The following is a 14851-nucleotide window of genomic DNA, read 5'->3' as shown; positions in this document are numbered from 1 at the left end:
GGGCGGGGGCGTGCGGGCGGCGGGGCCGAATCCGGAGATGGCGCCGCCGACCAGGGCGGCCGCCGCCAGGGCGATCGCGGCAGGCACGAGCACGGCGGCGCGGCGGACGCGCCGTCGCCCTCCCGGGCTTCGGCCGGGCAGGCGATCTTCAGGCACGTGGTTGAGCCTACCCGCGGCCGTGGACCCGCAGCGGTCCCCCGGCCCTCCCGGGCATTGAACCGCGCTCCGGGATGCGTGTAACTTTGCACACGATGCAAACTCCCCCGACTCCCGCCGCTGCCGCGCCCGCAGCCCCGCCGATGAGCCACCGACAGATCCTCTTCGTGATCTTCGGGCTCATGGCGGGCATGTTCCTGTCCGCGCTCGACCAGACCATCGTCGGCACGTCGATGCGCACGATCGCCGACGACCTGGACGGGATGGCGCTGCAGGCCTGGGTGACCACCGCGTACCTGATCGTCTCCTGCATCAGCACGCCGATCTACGGGAAGCTGAGTGACATCTTCGGTCGCCGCCCGCTGTTCCTCATCGCCATCTCGATCTTCCTGATCGGTTCGCTGCTGGCCGGCATGGCGAACTCGATGTACGAACTGGCCATCTTCCGGGCCATCCAGGGCCTCGGCGCCGGCGGCCTGATGGCGCTTCCGCTCACGATCATGGGCGACATGCTCGCGCCGCGCGAACGCGCGAAGTACCAGGGCTACTTCCTGGCCGTGTTCGGCATCTCCAGCGTGATCGGGCCGCTCATCGGCGGCGTGCTCGCCGGAAGCGAGACGATCCTGGGGATCACCGGCTGGCGCTGGGTCTTCCTGATCAACATCCCGATCGGCCTGGTGGCCCTGGCCATCGTGCTGAGATTCCTGCACATCCCACACTTCACGCGGCCGGTCCGCATCGACTGGTGGGGGGCGGTCACCGTCATCCTCGCCGTGGCCCCGCTGCTGCTCGTCGCCGAACAGGGACGGATCTGGGGCTGGACCTCGCCCCTGGCGATCACCTGCTACGCCATCGGCGCGCTCGGCATCATTGGTTTCCTGCTGGCCGAACGGATGATGGGCGACGACGCGCTCATCCCACTGAAGCTCTTCCGCTCGCCGACCTTCTCGATGGCGACGGTGCTCGGCGTGCTCGTCGGCTTCGGCATGTTCGGCGCCATGATGACCGTGCCGCTCTACCTGCAGCTGGTCGACGGCGCCAACCCCACCGAGAGCGGCTTCCTCATGCTGCCGATGATCGGCGGGCTGATGATCTCCTCGATCGTCAGCGGGCAGCTGATCGCGCGCACCGGCCGGTACAAGATCTTCCCCACCATCGGCACCGCGTTCATGTCCGCCGGCTTCCTGGTCTTCACCTTCGCCACCGCCGACAAGCCTGTCTGGTTCATGATGGTCGGGATGCTGCTGGTGGGCCTCGGGCTCGGCCAGCTGATGCAGACCCTGACGATCGCCAGCCAGAACTCGGTCGGCCCGCGCGACATCGGCGTCGCAACCTCGGCGTCGACATTCTTCCGGCAGATCGGCGGGACGCTGGGCACCGCCGTGCTCTTCTCGGTGCTCTTCACCCGCATCCCGGACACCCTGCGCGCCGCCTTCAGCGACCCGGGCATCGCCGCGGGCGTCAAGGCGGCCGCGACCGACCCGGCCGTGCGCGCGGACCCGGCCAACGCCGGCATCCTGAACCTGCTGAAGGACCCCTCCTCGCTCGGCAGCGCGCTCGACGGGGACAGTTCCTTCCTCAACTCCGCCGACCCGCGGCTGGCCGAGCCGTTCCTCGTGGGGTTCAACAACGCGACCGTGACGGTGTTCTGGGTGAGCCTGGTCGTCGTGCTGATCGCGTTCGTGCTGAGCTTCTTCCTCCAGGCGCCGCCGTTGCGCACGTCGTCGCCACTGCAGGAGGCGGCCGACGAGCACGCGGCGCGACTGGCCGAGGACGTGGGCCGGCAGGCCCAGCGCGCGGCCGACACCATGGGCGCCATGGTCGAACCGGGCATCGACGTCGACGAGTTCGAACGCCCCGAACAGCGCCCCTCCCGCTGACCGGCGGGAATGAACGGCGGGCGCGCCGGGTTATCGCCCAGATGCGCATAGTCATTGCAGGTGGACACGGAAAGATCGCCAGGGAGCTGACCCGGATGCTGGCAGCGGACGGGAATGAGGTCGTCGGATTGATCCGGAGCGAGGCGCACGGCGCCGATCTCATGGTCGACGGCGCGACCCCGGTGGTGCTCGACCTCGAGCACGCCCCGGCCGCGGACGTGGCCCGGGCGCTGGCCGGCGCGGATGTCGCGGTGTTCGCCGCCGGGGCGGGCGCCGGCAGCGGAGACGCCCGGAAGGAGAGCGTCGACCTCGGCGCATCCGTGCTGCTGGCCGACGCGGCCGAGGCCGCGGGCGTGCCGCGTCTCATCCAGATCTCGTCGACCGGGGTCGACCAGGTGCGCGGCGGCGCGTCGCCGGACTCGGTGCCCGCCGACTTCGTCGCCTACCTCCGGGCCAAGCTCGCCGCCGAGGAGGACCTCATCGCCCGGCCGCTGGCCTGGACCATCGTTCGCCCGGGCGGCCTGATCGACGACGCCGCTACCGGGGCCGTGCGGCTCGAGCTCACCGGGCCGCGGCACACCGCAGCCGGACACACCGAAGCCGGACAGCCCGAGCAGCGCGGGACGGTCCCCCGCGCCGACGTCGCCGCCGTGCTTGCCGAGCTCATCCGCACCGGCGCCGGCAATCACCGGGTGCTGCACCTGATCTCCGGCACGGTGCCCGTGGCCGACGCCGTGGCGGCCCTGGGCTGACCCCGCCGGCACCCGCCCCGCGTGGGCCAACCGGGATTGTTGGAAAACTCGTGAGAGCGCTCTCTTGACAATAGGCGCGGGAGTCGCCTAACCTGACTCTCACGCTCGTGAGAGCGCTCTCACGGTTTCCCGAGGGCTCTTCGAGGATCACCCGCATCCCATCCCGCACCACACCCACGCACACAAAGGAGTGACCGTGAAGCGTTTCCCGCGCACCACAGTTGCCGCCGCCATCGCCGGCGCAGCATCCATCGCCCTCATCGCCACCGGCTGTTCGGCCGGCACCGACCCAGGCAAGACGTACGACGGAAAGGTCACCCTGACCGTCGCCACGTTCAACGAGTTCGGCTACGACGACCTCTTCGGCCAGTACGAGGACGCCAACCCGAACGTCACCATCAAGCACAAGAAGGCCGCAACCTCCAACGAGGCGCGCGACAACCTCACCACTCGCCTCGCGGCCGGCAGCGGACTCAGCGACATCGAGGCCATCGAAGTCGACTGGCTGCCCGAGCTGCTGCAGTACTCCGACCAGTTCGTCGACCTGGCCTCGGCCGACGTCGCCGGCCGCTGGCTGGACTGGAAGGAAAAGGCCGCAACGGATGCCGACGGTCGCCTGATCGGCTACGGCACCGACATCGGCCCGGAGAGCGTTTGCTACCGCTCCGACCTGTTCGCCGCAGCCGGGCTGCCCACCGACCGTGCCGAGGTCGCCAAGATGCTCGGCACCAGCTGGGAGAGCTACTACGCCGCCGGCGCGAAGTTCGACGCCGCCGGCACTGACGTGCCCTGGTTCGACTCGGCCGGAGCCACCTGGCAGGGCGTCGTCAACCAGATGCCGAACGCCTACGAGAAGGCGGACGGCACCATCATCGCCACCAAGAACCCGGAGGTGAAGGAGGCGTACACCAGCGTGCTCGAGGCCAGCGGCTCGCTCTCCGCTCACCTCTCGCAGTGGAGCGACGACTGGACCGCCAGCTTCCAGAACGACGGCTTCGCGACCATGCTCTGCCCGGGCTGGATGCTCGGCGTGATCTCCGGCAATGCAGAGGGAGTCACCGGCTGGGACGTCGCCGACACCTTCCCCGGCGGCGGCGGCAACTGGGGCGGCTCGTACCTGACAGTTCCCAACCAGTCGAAGCACCAGGAAGAGGCCCAGAAGCTGGCCGCCTGGCTCACCGCCCCGGAGCAGCAGCTCCAGGCGTTCGCGTCGAAGGGCACCTTCCCGAGCCAGCGCGCGGCGCTGGAAAGCGATGAGCTGCTGGGCGCGACGAACGAGTTCTTCAACAACGCGCCGACCGGGCAGATCCTGGCCAACCGCGCCGCTGCGGTCGAGGTGACCCCGTTCAAGGGTGCGCACTACTTCGCGATCAATGACGCGATGCAGCAGGCCCTCACCCGCGTCGAAGACGGCCTGATGACTCCCGACAAGTCGTGGGAGCAGTTTGTCGCCGACGTCAAGGCGCTCGGCTAGAACCGCCGCTTGCTGGTCGGGCCTGTCGGGTTTCCCGGCAGGCCCGACCACCGGGTCTGGACAGGCTCGACCACCGGGTCCCTCGCCAGGCTCGACCACCGCTGAAACAAGACTCAAGGACCGCTCATGACCGTCGCGATCAAGGCCGATGCCCGCAGCATCCGTCGCATTGCCATCAGCCACCGGCTCAGCCGCTGGGATGTGCGCCTTTCCCCCTACCTCTACATCTCGCCGTTCTTCGTGCTCTTCGGGCTCGTGGGCCTCTTCCCCCTGCTGTACACGGCCTGGGTCTCCGTGCACGACTGGAACCTGATCGGCGGCCAGGGTGACTTCGTCGGAGTCGATAACTACGTCACCGTGCTCAGCCAGCCGTACTTCTGGACCTCGCTGCGCAACACGTTCAGCATCTTCCTGCTCTCCAGCGTTCCCCAGGTGCTCCTCGCGATCGGCATCGCCGCCTTCCTCGACTACAACCTGCGGGCCAAAACCCTGTGGCGCATGGGCGTGCTGCTGCCCTATGTCGTTGCGCCCGTGGCCGTGGCCCTCATCTTCAGCAACATGTTCGGCGACCGGTTCGGGCTGATCAACGAGATCCTCGGCGGCCTCGGCATCGACCCGATCCGCTGGCACGTCGACATCATCCCCAGCCATCTCGCGATCGCCACGATGGTCAACTTCCGCTGGACCGGCTACAACGCGCTGATCTTCCTGGCCGCCATGCAGGCCGTCCCGCGCGACTACTACGAGGCGGCGATCATCGACGGTGCCAATCGGCTGCGCACCTTCTGGTCGATCACCATCCCGCTGCTGCGTCCCGTGATCATCTTCGTGATCATCACGTCCACTATCGGCGGGCTGCAGATCTTCGACGAGCCGCGGATGTTCGACACGGCCGGCCAGGGCGGCGCCAACCGCCAGTGGCAGACCCTCACCCTGTACATCTACGAGCTCGGCTGGGGCCAGCGCAACTTCGGCCGGGCATCGGCCGTGGCCTGGCTCCTCTTCCTGATCATCCTCGTGATCGCCGTGCTCAACTTCGTGATCACCCGCCGGATTGCCGGCTCCACTGAGCGGCGTATCCGCACGAAAGGCACCCGATGAGCAGGAAAAATCAGATCGGCGGCCACGACCGCCGGCCGGGACTCTGGGTCTACGGCATCCTGATCGCGGTGCTCCTGGGCTCGGCGTTCCCGATCTGGTGGTCGTTCCTGATCGGCAGCCAGGACGCCGCGGCGATCAACAAGAACGGCATGATGTGGGTCCCGGGGGGCAACTTCATTGCCAACGCGGCGACGGTGATCGACAGCATCCCGTTCTGGACGGCGTTGCTGAACAGCATCATCGTCTCGACCAGCGTGGCCATCAGCGTCGTCGCGTTTTCGACCCTCGCCGGCTACGCGTTCGCCAAGCTGAAGTTCCGCGGCCGCGAGGGCCTGCTCATCTTCGTGATCGCCACGATGGCCGTGCCGACCCAGCTGGGCATCGTGCCGCTGTTCATCGTGATGTCCCGCCTCGGCTGGACCGGCAGCCTCTGGGCCGTCATCGCGCCGGGCATGGTGACCGCTTTCGGCGTGTTCTGGATGACCCAATACCTGCGCGACGCGCTTCCCGACGAGCTGATCGAGGCCGTGCGCATGGACGGGGCGTCGATGATCCGAAGCTTCTGGCACGTCGGCCTGCCCGCCGCACGACCGGCCGCCGCGATGCTGGCCCTGTTCACCTTCATCGGCACCTGGACCAACTTCTTCTGGCCCTTCATCGTGCTCGACCCCGGCAACCCGACCCTCCCGGTGGCGCTGCAGCAGCTCCAGGCGGCGTTCTATGTCGACTACTCGCTCGTGCTCGCCGGCGTCGTGCTGTCGATCATCCCGCTGATCCTGGTGTTCGTCTTCCTCGGCAGGCAACTGGTTGCCGGAATCATGCAGGGCGCGGTCAAGGGATGACCGTGCGGGAACACTCGACAGTGACTAAGAATGAGGACATGACTACTACAGACGCCCGCGCCTTCCCGGCAGGATTCCTCTTCGGCGCGGCCACGGCCGCCTACCAGATCGAGGGCGCGACCCACGAGGACGGTCGCACCGATTCGATCTGGGACGCCTTCAGCCGCGTTCCGGGGGCCGTGATCAACGGCGAAAGCGGCGAGACCGCGTGCGATCACTACCACCGCTACCAGGGCGACGTGGCGCTGATGAAGGACCTGGGACTGCAGACCTACCGGTTCTCCACGTCGTGGTCGCGCGTGCAGCCCGACGGCGGCCCGGTCAACCCGAAGGGACTCGACTTCTACTCGCGCCTGGTCGACGAGCTGCTCGCCGCTGGCATCAAACCGTGGCTGACCCTTCACCACTGGGACCTGCCCCAGGCGCTCGAGGAGAAGGGCGGCTGGGCCGCCCGCGACACGTCGTTCCTCTTCCGCGACTACGCCCTGAACGTGCACGAGGCCCTCGGCGACCGCGTCGGCGTGTGGACGACGCTCAACGAGCCGTGGTGCTCGTCGTTCCTCAGCTACACGGCCGGCGTTCACGCGCCCGGCCGGCAGAGCAAGCCGGCCGGGCTCGCCGCCGGCCACCACCTCCTGCTCGGCCACGGCCTCGCCGTCGAGGCGCTGCGCGAACGCGACCCGAAGCTCGAGCTCGGCATCACGCTCAACCTGACCGTCGCCAAGCCGGTCGACCCGACCAGCCCCGGCGACCTCGATGCCGCCCGGCGCATCGACGGCCAGTTCAACCGGTTCTTCCTCGACCCGATCTTCCGCGGCGCCTACCCGGCCGACCTGCTCGCCGATGTCGCCGGGCTCGGCCTCGCCGAGGTCATCCGCGACGGGGACCTCGCCCGGATCAGCCAGCCGATCGACGCCCTGGGCGTGAATTACTACCACGGCGAGCTGGTCAGCGACCGGCCGGCGGAGCATCCGCTGCTCGCCCAGGCCCCGACCGGCCGGGCGACGAGTTCGCCCTTCCCCGCGGCCGACGGCGTGTTCAACCACCCGCAGGGGCTGCCGCTGACCGCGATGGAGTGGGAGGTGCAGCCGGACGGCCTGCGCGAGCTGCTGCTGCGCGTGGACCGTGAGTACACCCGGCCGGCCGGCACGAAGATCTACGTGACCGAGAACGGTGCCGCCTACGACGACACCGTCGACGCGGACGGGCGGGTGCGCGATGTCGAGCGCACCGAGTTCCTCCGGTCGCACCTGTCGGCCATCCTCGACGCCATCGATGAGGGCGTCCCGGTGCACGGCTACTTCTACTGGTCGCTGCTGGACAACTTCGAGTGGGCGTGGGGCTACGAGAAGCGTTTCGGGATCGTACGCGTCGACTACGAGACGCAGGAGCGGACCGTCAAGGACAGCGGACTGGCCTACGCGAAAATCATCCGGGACCGGGCGCTCTCCTGAGACCGGGGCCACCGGCAGGGGTCGGGCACCCGGTGTGCGCAAATAGACTGGCGCCATGACAACCGCAGTGCGCCAGGCGCGTCCGGCGCAGCCGACCCTGGAGATGGTGGCCGCGGAGGCCGGCGTCTCCCGGGCGACCGTGAGCCGGGTCGTGAACGGCTCGACCAGGGTGAGCCCGGAGATCGTCGCCGCCGTGAATGCTGCGATCGACCGGCTGCACTACGTGCCCAACCGGGCCGCCCGCTCGCTCGCCAACCGCCAGACCCAGGCCGTGGCCCTCGTCGTGCCCGAGGACATGACCCGGTTCTTCGGGGATCCCTACTTCGCGGCCGTCGTGCAGGGCATCACCCGCCGGCTGGAGGAAAGCGACTACACGCTCAACCTGCTCGTCGCCTCGAGCGACCCCCGGCACAAGACCATGCGCTACCTGCGGTCGGGCAGCGCCGACGGGGCCCTGATCGTGTCCCACCACACGGGCGACGAATTCGTGGCCGAACTCGAGTCGACCATGCCGGCCGTCTTCGGCGGGCGTCCGAGCGCCGCGGACACCACGGCCTATTTCGTCGACGTCGACAACGCGGCCGGCGCCGAGACGGGCACCCAGCACCTGTTGGACCTCGGCCGCCGCCGCATCGGCTCGATCACCGGGCCGGTCGACATGCCGGCCGGCATCGACCGGCTCGCCGGGTTCCTGCGCACGCTCGAACGCGCCGGCCTGGCCACGGATGCGATCGAGCACGCCGACTTCACGGCCGCCGGGGCCGCGGCGGCCACCCGACGGCTGCTCGAGCGCTGCCCCGACGTCGACGCCCTCTTCGTGGCGAGCGACCTCATGGCGACCGGGGTGCTCGACGTGCTGCGCGAGCAGGGACGGGCCGTGCCGCGGGACGTGGCGATCGTGGGATTCGACGACAGCCCGGCAGCGACATCCGCCGCCGTGCCGCTGACGACCGTGAGCCAGCCGTCCGAGGAGATGGGCTTCGCCATGGCCGACATGCTGCTGCGGCTGCTGAGCGGGGACACGGGCGTTCCGCACCGCACCATCATGCCGACGTACCTCGTGGTGCGCGACTCCGCGTAGGCCGGGCACCGGGCGCTGGCCCGTGGCGGGTCTCGACACCCTTCCTCCGGGAGCATGGCCGCGAAAACCGGACCGAAGGCCTGAAGCCGGCGAGTCCGTCCGGTCGTCGATGACGCGCCGACGATCCGTCCTGCTTTGGGTGCGAGGGCGCCGGGGAATGTCCGACGGTGGGGATAGAACAGTCGCATGATTCCCAACCAAGGAGGAAGCGACATGAACGTTCTCGTGGCGACTTCCCTGTCCCAGGGCACTCGAGAAGACGACTATCACTGGTGCGTCGAAGGTGAGTTGGTGACGATCCAGGAACCCTGCGACTGCGACAGCGTCCACCCGGAGTGCGGTTGCGGCTGCTCCCGTGGATTCGCCGGCCTGAGCTCCCGGCGCGCGACGACAACTGCGCGGATCGCTGAGATTCCCGGCTTCACGGTCGGCGACTACGTCGCTGCACTCGCATCCGGGCTCTCCGCCCAGGGCTGGGACCCCGCGGATGCCGAGGGGCTCGCGCGGGATCAACTGGCCCTCATCGCGGGATGGCCGACGGGTGCGATCCTCGAGCGGTCCTACGACAGGATCAGCATTCGGCGACGTCCATCGGCACCGGGCCCCGACGGGCTCGGCCACCGGTGATCGAGCTGGGGTCTCGACACGCTCGACCACCGACGGTCAAGCTCGACCACCGATTGGTGCGGCCAGTCGGGCTCAGTCGAGCTGGGGCACGACCTCGCGGGCGATGAAGTCCAGGTGGTCGAGGTCGGACAGGTCCATGATCTGCAGGTAGACGCACTCCACGCCGTCCGCGGCGAGGGCGCCCAGCCGGTCGACGATCTCGGAGGCGGTGCCGGCCACGCCGTGCTCGCGCAGTTCGGCCGGCTCGCGGCCGACCGCGGCGGCCCGGCGGCAGAACTCGGCCTCGTCCCGCCCCGCGACGGCGATCAGGGCCGCCGAGTAGACGAGCTCGTGCGGGTTGCGGCCGATGGCCTCACAGGCCGCGCGGACGCCGGCGAACTTGCCCGGGACATCCGCGAACTCGGGGAACGGCAGGTTGAACTCGGTGGCGAAGCGGGCGGCGAGGGCCGGGGTGCGCCTGGCCCCGCCGCCGCCGACGATCACCGGGACGCGCGCCTGCGCGGGCTTGGGCAAAGCGGGGGAATCGACGAGCGTGTAGTGCTCACCGGCGAAGCTGTAGCTCTCGCCGACCGGGGTCCCCCACAGGCCTGTGACGATCTCGAGCTGCTCCTCGAGCATGCCGAAACGCTTGCGCGGGAACGGGATGCCGTAGGCGAGGTGCTCCTTCTCGAACCAGCCGGTGCCGAGGCCGAGCTCGACCCGCCCGCCCGACATCTGGTCGACCTGGGCCACCTGGATCGCGAGGATCCCCGGCGGACGGTAGGTCACCGACGAGACCAGGGTGCCGAGGCGGATGCGCTTCGTCTCGCGGGCGAGGCCGGCCAGGGTAGTCCAGGCGTCGGTGGGGCCGGGGAGGCCCGAGGCGTGGTCGCCCATCGCGAGGTAGTGGTCGGAGCGGAAGAACGCGTCGAAGCCGAGCGACTCCGTGGCCTGCGCGACGGCGAGGATGTCGTCGTAGCTGCCGCCCTGCTGCGGTTCGGTGAAGATGCGCAGTCTCATCGTGTCGCCTCCGGGGTCGGGGCAAGCGCGGCGTCCGCGGCCGGGGCACGCTCTGCCCCCGGGGGCTCGACGAACTCGACGTCTGGCAGCGGCGCGAACCGGGTGCGCATGACCGCGATCGACTCGGGGTTCTGGTCCACGAGTACGAACCGCCGGCCGAGCGATGCCGCCACCGCGCCGGTGGTGCCGCTGCCGGCGAAGAAGTCGAGCACCCAGTCGCCCTCGCGGCTGGAGGCCTGGATCATCCGGCGCAGGATGCCGATCGGCTTCTGCGTGGGGTACCCGGTCTTCTCCTTGCCCGTGGGCGACACGATCGTGTGCCACCAGACATCCGTCGGCAGCTTGCCGCGGGCGACCTTCTCGGGCGTGACCAGTCCGGGCGCCATATACGGTTCGCGGTCGACCGTGGTCGAGTCGAAATAGTACCGGGCCGGGTTCTTCACGTAGACGAGGATCGTGTCGTGCTTGGTCGGCCAGCGGTTCTTCGACTTCGCGCCGTAGTCGTAGGCCCAGATCAGCTCGTTGAGGAAGCAGTCCCGGCCGAAAAGCGCGTCGAGCAGCACCTTGGCGTAGTGCGCCTCCCGGTAGTCCAGGTGCAGGTAGAGCGTGCCGTCGTCGGCGAGCAGGCGCCAGGCCTCGATCAGCCGCGGCTCCAGGAAGGCCCAGTAGTCCTCGAACTGGTCGTCGTAGCCGAGCAGGTCACCCTTGATCCGCTCGTACAGCTGGCCCTTGAAGCCGGTGATGGTGCCGGCCGCCCGAGCGCCCAGGGCCTCGCCGGCCGGCGTTGCCGCCAGCCGCACGGATGTCGTCGTGCGCCGGTTCTGCACGCGGCCCGTGTTGAACGGCGGGTCGAGGTAGATGAGCGTGAATGACTCGTCCGGCAGCCCGGGGAGCACCTCGAGGTTGTCGGCGTGGATGACGCGGCTGGGAGACGTCTGTGACCACGCGATAGGCATTCCCTCATTCTGCCAGTCGGCATAGTGTGTCGGGATGACTGCGGCAGCCACTGGACCACTGGAGACCGAGCTCCGGCACGAACCGGACCTTGCCCGCTACACGCTCTGGCAGGACGGCCGGACCGTCGGGCTGGCCGACTACCGGGTCACGCCCAGCGAGGTGCGCTTCATCCACACCGAGGTTGACCCGGCCCACCGCCGGCAGGGTATCGCCGGCCGGCTGATCGAATTCGCCCTCGACGATGTGCACGCCAGGACGGACCTGCGCGTCGTGGCGGAATGCTCATATGTCGAGAAGTGGATCGACGACCACGCGGAGTACCAGGACCTGCTGACCCGCGGGACCTGACCCGGCAGGCGGCTGGTCGGCCGGCTACTCCAACTCGGCTACTTCAACTCGATGGTGATGCGACCGTCGTAGACCTTGTCGGCGGCCGGATCCCCGGCGACAGGCGCGGGGGCCGGGAGGACGCTCTGGCGGTCCAGTTCGATGGCGGCCTCGTGCCGCGCGGGCGCGAAGATCTCGTCGCCGATGCCGAGGATGCTTCCGCCGCCGCCGGGGCGCTTGTTCTTGTTGGAGAGGTCGATCCAGCCGAGACGGTTGGCCAGGTATCCGAGCAGCACAAAGCCGGCCAGGCCGATCGGAAACCACCACGTCATTGCCCCAGTGTACCGAGAGGCCGGGTGAGGGCTCGCCGGGACGGCGGGACGGCATCCGGCCAGGGCGTGTCCCCCAACCTTCGTGCGCTCCCCGGCAGCGTGCGCTTGTCAGTCGTAGGTGTCGGTCCAGGACGCGATGTCCACGCCGTGGTTGTCGGGCGACGCGAGCGACCACCAGGCGGGAGCGTGCGAATCGTCGGCGAGTCTCCCCCCGGCGGCGAGTGCGGCATCCACCCGGGCCCGGGCCTGGTCGGCCGGTACGAAGACATCGAAGTGCGTCCGGCCTCTCGCCGGAGAGTCGCCGGTGATCGGGTTGAAGGCGAGCTGCGGCCCGCAGCGCAGCGGATCGACGGCATCCGTGTCGCCGAACGCCTCGTAACCCAGTGCGGCCGTGAAGAACGATCGTACGTCGGCCCGGGAGTGCTGGGCGACGTAGATGCCGATCGACTGCGCGAGCGATGGATCGGGCACCAGTAGCAGCTCGGCGGCTGCCCGGGACACGGCCGCCGCGAACTCCGCGGCGGCCGCGGGGATGCCATCCGGGCTGCGGTACGAGATGCGCACGACGACTCCCTCGGGACGCACGTCGACGTCGGGCAGAATGCCGAATCGCTCCGCGGCGGCGACGACCGGGGCGATGAGGTCTGCCGCGTGGGAGAGGGAGGTCGCGGTGAAGACGGCCTGCGGGCCTGTCCCTGTCACACGCCAGTCGGAGACGCCCCGCGCCCGGTGGAACTCGGCCGCGGAGATCCAGTCTGATCCGCTGGTTGACTCGCCCATGGGGAACTCCTTCGAGAGCTGTCAGGGTCCCAAGCCGCTGACGAGCGGGACCCGCGCGGACTCCACGGTACTCGGAGGTCGCGGGGCGCCACAAGGATCCACCAACGCGACGCTGAGATCACAACGTCAGTGGGAACAACACCTAGGGAACGCGGGCGATCCATTCGTCGGTGCCGAACTTGGTCACGACGAGTTCGGCCGCCTTGGCGTACTCCTCCTCGGTGATGTCACCGGAACGCGCACCGTAGAGCTCGATGAAGGTGTCCTTCATCCGTTCAATGATCTCGTCGCGGCCGAGGCCGGTCTGGCTGCGCAGCGGATCGACCCGCTTGGCCGCGCTGGTGATGCCCTTGTCGCTCAGCTTCTCCCGGCCGATGCGCAGCACCTGCACCATCTTCTCGCCGTCCATGTCGTAGCTCATGGTGACGTGGTGCAGCACGGCGCCGCTGCCGAGCCGCTTCTGCGCGGCCCCGCCGATCTTGCCCTTCGGGCTCGTGATGTCGTTGAGCGGCTGGTAGTAGGCGTCGATGCCGAGCGACTTGAGGGCTGTCAGCACCCAGTCGTCGAGGTAGGCGTAGGAGTCCGCGAAGGTCATCCCCTGGACCAGCTCGACAGGGGCGTAGATCGAGTAGGTGATGACCGACCCCGCCTCCATGAACATCGCGCCGCCGCCGGTGATCCGGCGCACGACGGTGAAGCCGTGCAGGGCCGCGTTGCCGGGATCGACCTCGTTCTTCAGCGACTGGAAGCTGCCGATCACCACGGCCGGCTCGTTCCACTCCCAGATGCGGAGCGTGGGCTTCCGGCGTCCTTCGCCCACCTCGATCGCAAGCACCTCGTCCAGCGCCATCTGCATCACCGGCGCAACGGGCTTGGAGTGGATGATCTGCCAGTCGTAGTCGCGCCAGGCGCTGGCCTGGGCGAGGGACCGGCGGATCGCGACCGCCACGGATTCCGGGGAGAAGCCGAGCAGCGTCGCGTGCGCGGGCAGGGCCCCCCGCACCGCCGAGGCGATCGTGGCGGCGTCGCTGCCGGCCGACAGGCCGTTCACCGCGGCGTTGATGTCCTCGAGGGCGTCGTCCGGGTCGAGGAAAAAGTCTCCGGCCAGCCGGAAGTCGGCGATCTTGTCGTCCACGACCTCGAGATCGACGACCACGAGCTTGCCGCCTGGAACCTTGTATTCACCGTGCATGGGGCAAGCCTAATCGCCCGGCCGCCCGGCATCCGTTTCCGGTGGGAAGTGCTCGCCGAGCCAGGCGACGAGGTCGGCGATGACCTCGTCCCGGTTGGTTTCGTTGAAGACCTCGTGCCGGGCGCCGGGATAGACGACCAGTCGGACGTCGAGCAGCCCCGAGCGCCGCGTATATGCCTTGACGAGCATGCGCGCGCTGCGTTCGCCGCCGACGGTGTCGTCGCCGCCCACCTGGATGAGCAGAGGGAGGTCCGCCGGCAGCCCGGGGGCCGGGCGGCCGAAGATCCGGGAGGCCTCGCGCAATCCGAAGAGCCGGGCCAGCGGGGTCGTGGTGGTGAGCGGGTCGGCGATGAAGGCGTCGGCCACCCCGGGGTCGCGGCTGAGCCACTCGACCCCCGTCGTGCCGAGATGCTTGTGCTTCCGGTTGAGGTCGCCGCCGTCGAGGTAGCCGGGCCAGCGATACGCGGTGCCGCTGAGCACGATCGCGTCGTAGTCGGCCGGGTACTGGTTGAGGATCATCTGCACCATGAAGGACCCCCAGCTGTGCCCGAGCAGCACCAGCGGCAGCCCCGGCTGCTCGGTGCGGATGATCCCGCTCAGCTGGTGCACGCCGGCGACGGCCGCGCGCATCCCACCCGGACCCAGCCGGCCGATCTTCGACAGGTCGCCGCCGTGCTGGCCTAGGCCGGTCTGGCCGTGGCCGCGGTGATCGTCCGCGTAGACCGTGTAGCCGGCGGCGTTGAGCGCCCGGGCGAGGTCGGCGTAGCGGCCGGCGTGCTCGCCCACCCCGTGCGCGAGCTGGACCACGGCCCGCGCGTTCGGCACGGGCCAGGCGTAGTAGGTGATCTCGACGCCGTAGGCATCCGTGAAGGTGGGCACGGTGTCATTCTGGCAGCA

At 69.3% G+C, this 14851-nt stretch carries 15 protein-coding genes; 9 read left to right on the top strand and 6 right to left on the bottom strand.

Translation table 11 applies throughout. The annotated features are described in order from the left end of the window. Window positions 1-299 precede the first annotated feature (299 nt). The 8 genes from E3O23_RS11325 (at window position 300) to E3O23_RS11290 (ending at window position 9367) form a co-directional block, all read left to right on the top strand. Complete coding sequence (locus E3O23_RS11325; protein WP_134491061.1) at window positions 300-2036, top strand: MDR family MFS transporter; 1737 nt, start codon at window positions 300-302, stop codon at window positions 2034-2036. Window positions 2037-2077: 41 nt separating this feature from the next. Then, entirely contained in the window at window positions 2078-2788 is a 711-nt protein-coding gene (locus tag E3O23_RS11320; RefSeq protein WP_134491059.1) for an NAD(P)H-binding protein, read from the top strand. A 196-nt stretch (window positions 2789-2984) separates the two neighbouring features. Next, window positions 2985-4262, top strand: coding sequence for an ABC transporter substrate-binding protein (locus tag E3O23_RS11315; RefSeq protein WP_134491057.1), 1278 nt, complete (start codon window positions 2985-2987; stop codon window positions 4260-4262). Between the two features lie 126 nt (window positions 4263-4388). Continuing rightward, entirely contained in the window at window positions 4389-5363 is a 975-nt protein-coding gene (locus E3O23_RS11310; protein WP_134491055.1) for a carbohydrate ABC transporter permease, read from the top strand. After that, window positions 5360-6205: a carbohydrate ABC transporter permease gene (locus E3O23_RS11305; RefSeq protein WP_134491053.1), complete on the top strand. Its 846-nt coding sequence runs from the start codon at window positions 5360-5362 to the stop codon at window positions 6203-6205. The genes E3O23_RS11310 and E3O23_RS11305 overlap by 4 nt, the downstream gene beginning before the upstream one ends. Window positions 6206-6243: 38 nt before the next feature. After that, window positions 6244-7659, top strand: a complete 1416-nt coding sequence (locus E3O23_RS11300; protein ID WP_198415178.1) for a GH1 family beta-glucosidase — start codon at window positions 6244-6246, stop codon at window positions 7657-7659. 55 nt (window positions 7660-7714) lie between these two features. Further along, window positions 7715-8740, top strand: a complete 1026-nt coding sequence (locus tag E3O23_RS11295) for a LacI family DNA-binding transcriptional regulator (protein ID WP_134491049.1) — start codon at window positions 7715-7717, stop codon at window positions 8738-8740. Between the two features lie 213 nt (window positions 8741-8953). After that, window positions 8954-9367 (top strand): DUF7715 family protein, encoded by a 414-nt coding sequence (locus E3O23_RS11290; protein ID WP_134491047.1) that lies wholly within the window; start codon window positions 8954-8956, stop codon window positions 9365-9367. A gap of 72 nt (window positions 9368-9439) precedes the next feature. Here E3O23_RS11290 and E3O23_RS11285 read toward each other — a convergent pair whose 3' ends face one another. Both E3O23_RS11285 and E3O23_RS11280 read right to left on the bottom strand, forming a co-directional pair. Then, window positions 9440-10366 carry an LLM class F420-dependent oxidoreductase gene (locus E3O23_RS11285; protein ID WP_134491045.1) on the bottom strand — a complete coding sequence of 309 codons (927 nt, stop codon included), beginning with the start codon at window positions 10364-10366 and terminating at the stop codon, window positions 9440-9442. After that, on the bottom strand, window positions 10363-11322 hold the full coding sequence (locus E3O23_RS11280; RefSeq protein WP_134491043.1) for a DNA-methyltransferase: 960 nt from the start codon (window positions 11320-11322) through the stop codon (window positions 10363-10365). Before E3O23_RS11280 ends, E3O23_RS11285 begins: the two co-directional genes overlap by 4 nt. A 34-nt stretch (window positions 11323-11356) precedes the next feature. Here E3O23_RS11280 and E3O23_RS11275 point away from each other — a divergent pair, with 34 nt between their 5' ends. Next, complete coding sequence (locus tag E3O23_RS11275; RefSeq protein WP_241983444.1) at window positions 11357-11671, top strand: GNAT family N-acetyltransferase; 315 nt, start codon at window positions 11357-11359, stop codon at window positions 11669-11671. A gap of 38 nt (window positions 11672-11709) precedes the next feature. Here E3O23_RS11275 and E3O23_RS11270 read toward each other — a convergent pair whose 3' ends face one another. The 4 genes from E3O23_RS11270 to E3O23_RS11255 all read right to left on the bottom strand — a co-directional run bounded on the left by E3O23_RS11270 (window position 11710) and on the right by E3O23_RS11255 (window position 14833). Further along, the gene (locus E3O23_RS11270) at window positions 11710-11982 is read right to left on the bottom strand and encodes a hypothetical protein (RefSeq protein ID WP_134491041.1); all 273 of its coding nucleotides are present in this window, start codon (window positions 11980-11982) and stop codon (window positions 11710-11712) included. Between the two features lie 108 nt (window positions 11983-12090). Next, window positions 12091-12762: a VOC family protein gene (locus E3O23_RS11265; RefSeq protein ID WP_134491039.1), complete on the bottom strand. Its 672-nt coding sequence runs from the start codon at window positions 12760-12762 to the stop codon at window positions 12091-12093. Between the two features lie 142 nt (window positions 12763-12904). After that, window positions 12905-13954, bottom strand: a complete 1050-nt coding sequence (locus E3O23_RS11260) for a lipoate-protein ligase LplAB (RefSeq protein WP_134491037.1) — start codon at window positions 13952-13954, stop codon at window positions 12905-12907. 9 nt (window positions 13955-13963) lie between these two features. Next, complete coding sequence (locus E3O23_RS11255) at window positions 13964-14833, bottom strand: alpha/beta fold hydrolase (RefSeq protein WP_134491035.1); 870 nt, start codon at window positions 14831-14833, stop codon at window positions 13964-13966. Window positions 14834-14851 lie beyond the last annotated feature (18 nt).

The sequence above is a fragment of the Cryobacterium tagatosivorans genome (assembly GCF_004402215.1).
GTDB lineage: Bacteria > Actinomycetota > Actinomycetes > Actinomycetales > Microbacteriaceae > Cryobacterium > Cryobacterium tagatosivorans.
The sequence above is the reverse complement of the archived record's forward strand: the minus strand, read 5'-3'. Positions and strand labels throughout refer to the sequence as shown.

Bases quoted from the DNA above. Each gene is read 5' to 3' on its own strand.
- E3O23_RS11325 (WP_134491061.1), top strand. From the start codon at position 300: ATGAGCCACCGACAGATCCTCTTCGTGATCTTCGGGCTCATGGCGGGC.
- E3O23_RS11320 (WP_134491059.1), top strand. From the start codon at position 2,078: ATGCGCATAGTCATTGCAGGTGGACACGGAAAGATCGCCAGGGAGCTG.
- E3O23_RS11310 (WP_134491055.1), top strand. From the start codon at position 4,389: ATGACCGTCGCGATCAAGGCCGATGCCCGCAGCATCCGTCGCATTGCC.
- E3O23_RS11305 (WP_134491053.1), top strand. From the start codon at position 5,360: ATGAGCAGGAAAAATCAGATCGGCGGCCACGACCGCCGGCCGGGACTC.
- E3O23_RS11300 (WP_198415178.1), top strand. From the start codon at position 6,244: ATGACTACTACAGACGCCCGCGCCTTCCCGGCAGGATTCCTCTTCGGC.
- E3O23_RS11295 (WP_134491049.1), top strand. From the start codon at position 7,715: ATGACAACCGCAGTGCGCCAGGCGCGTCCGGCGCAGCCGACCCTGGAG.
- E3O23_RS11290 (WP_134491047.1), top strand. From the start codon at position 8,954: ATGAACGTTCTCGTGGCGACTTCCCTGTCCCAGGGCACTCGAGAAGAC.
- E3O23_RS11285 (WP_134491045.1), bottom strand. From the start codon at position 10,366: ATGAGACTGCGCATCTTCACCGAACCGCAGCAGGGCGGCAGCTACGAC.
- E3O23_RS11280 (WP_134491043.1), bottom strand. From the start codon at position 11,322: ATGCCTATCGCGTGGTCACAGACGTCTCCCAGCCGCGTCATCCACGCC.
- E3O23_RS11275 (WP_241983444.1), top strand. From the start codon at position 11,357: ATGACTGCGGCAGCCACTGGACCACTGGAGACCGAGCTCCGGCACGAA.
- E3O23_RS11270 (WP_134491041.1), bottom strand. From the start codon at position 11,982: ATGACGTGGTGGTTTCCGATCGGCCTGGCCGGCTTTGTGCTGCTCGGA.
- E3O23_RS11265 (WP_134491039.1), bottom strand. From the start codon at position 12,762: ATGGGCGAGTCAACCAGCGGATCAGACTGGATCTCCGCGGCCGAGTTC.
- E3O23_RS11260 (WP_134491037.1), bottom strand. From the start codon at position 13,954: ATGCACGGTGAATACAAGGTTCCAGGCGGCAAGCTCGTGGTCGTCGAT.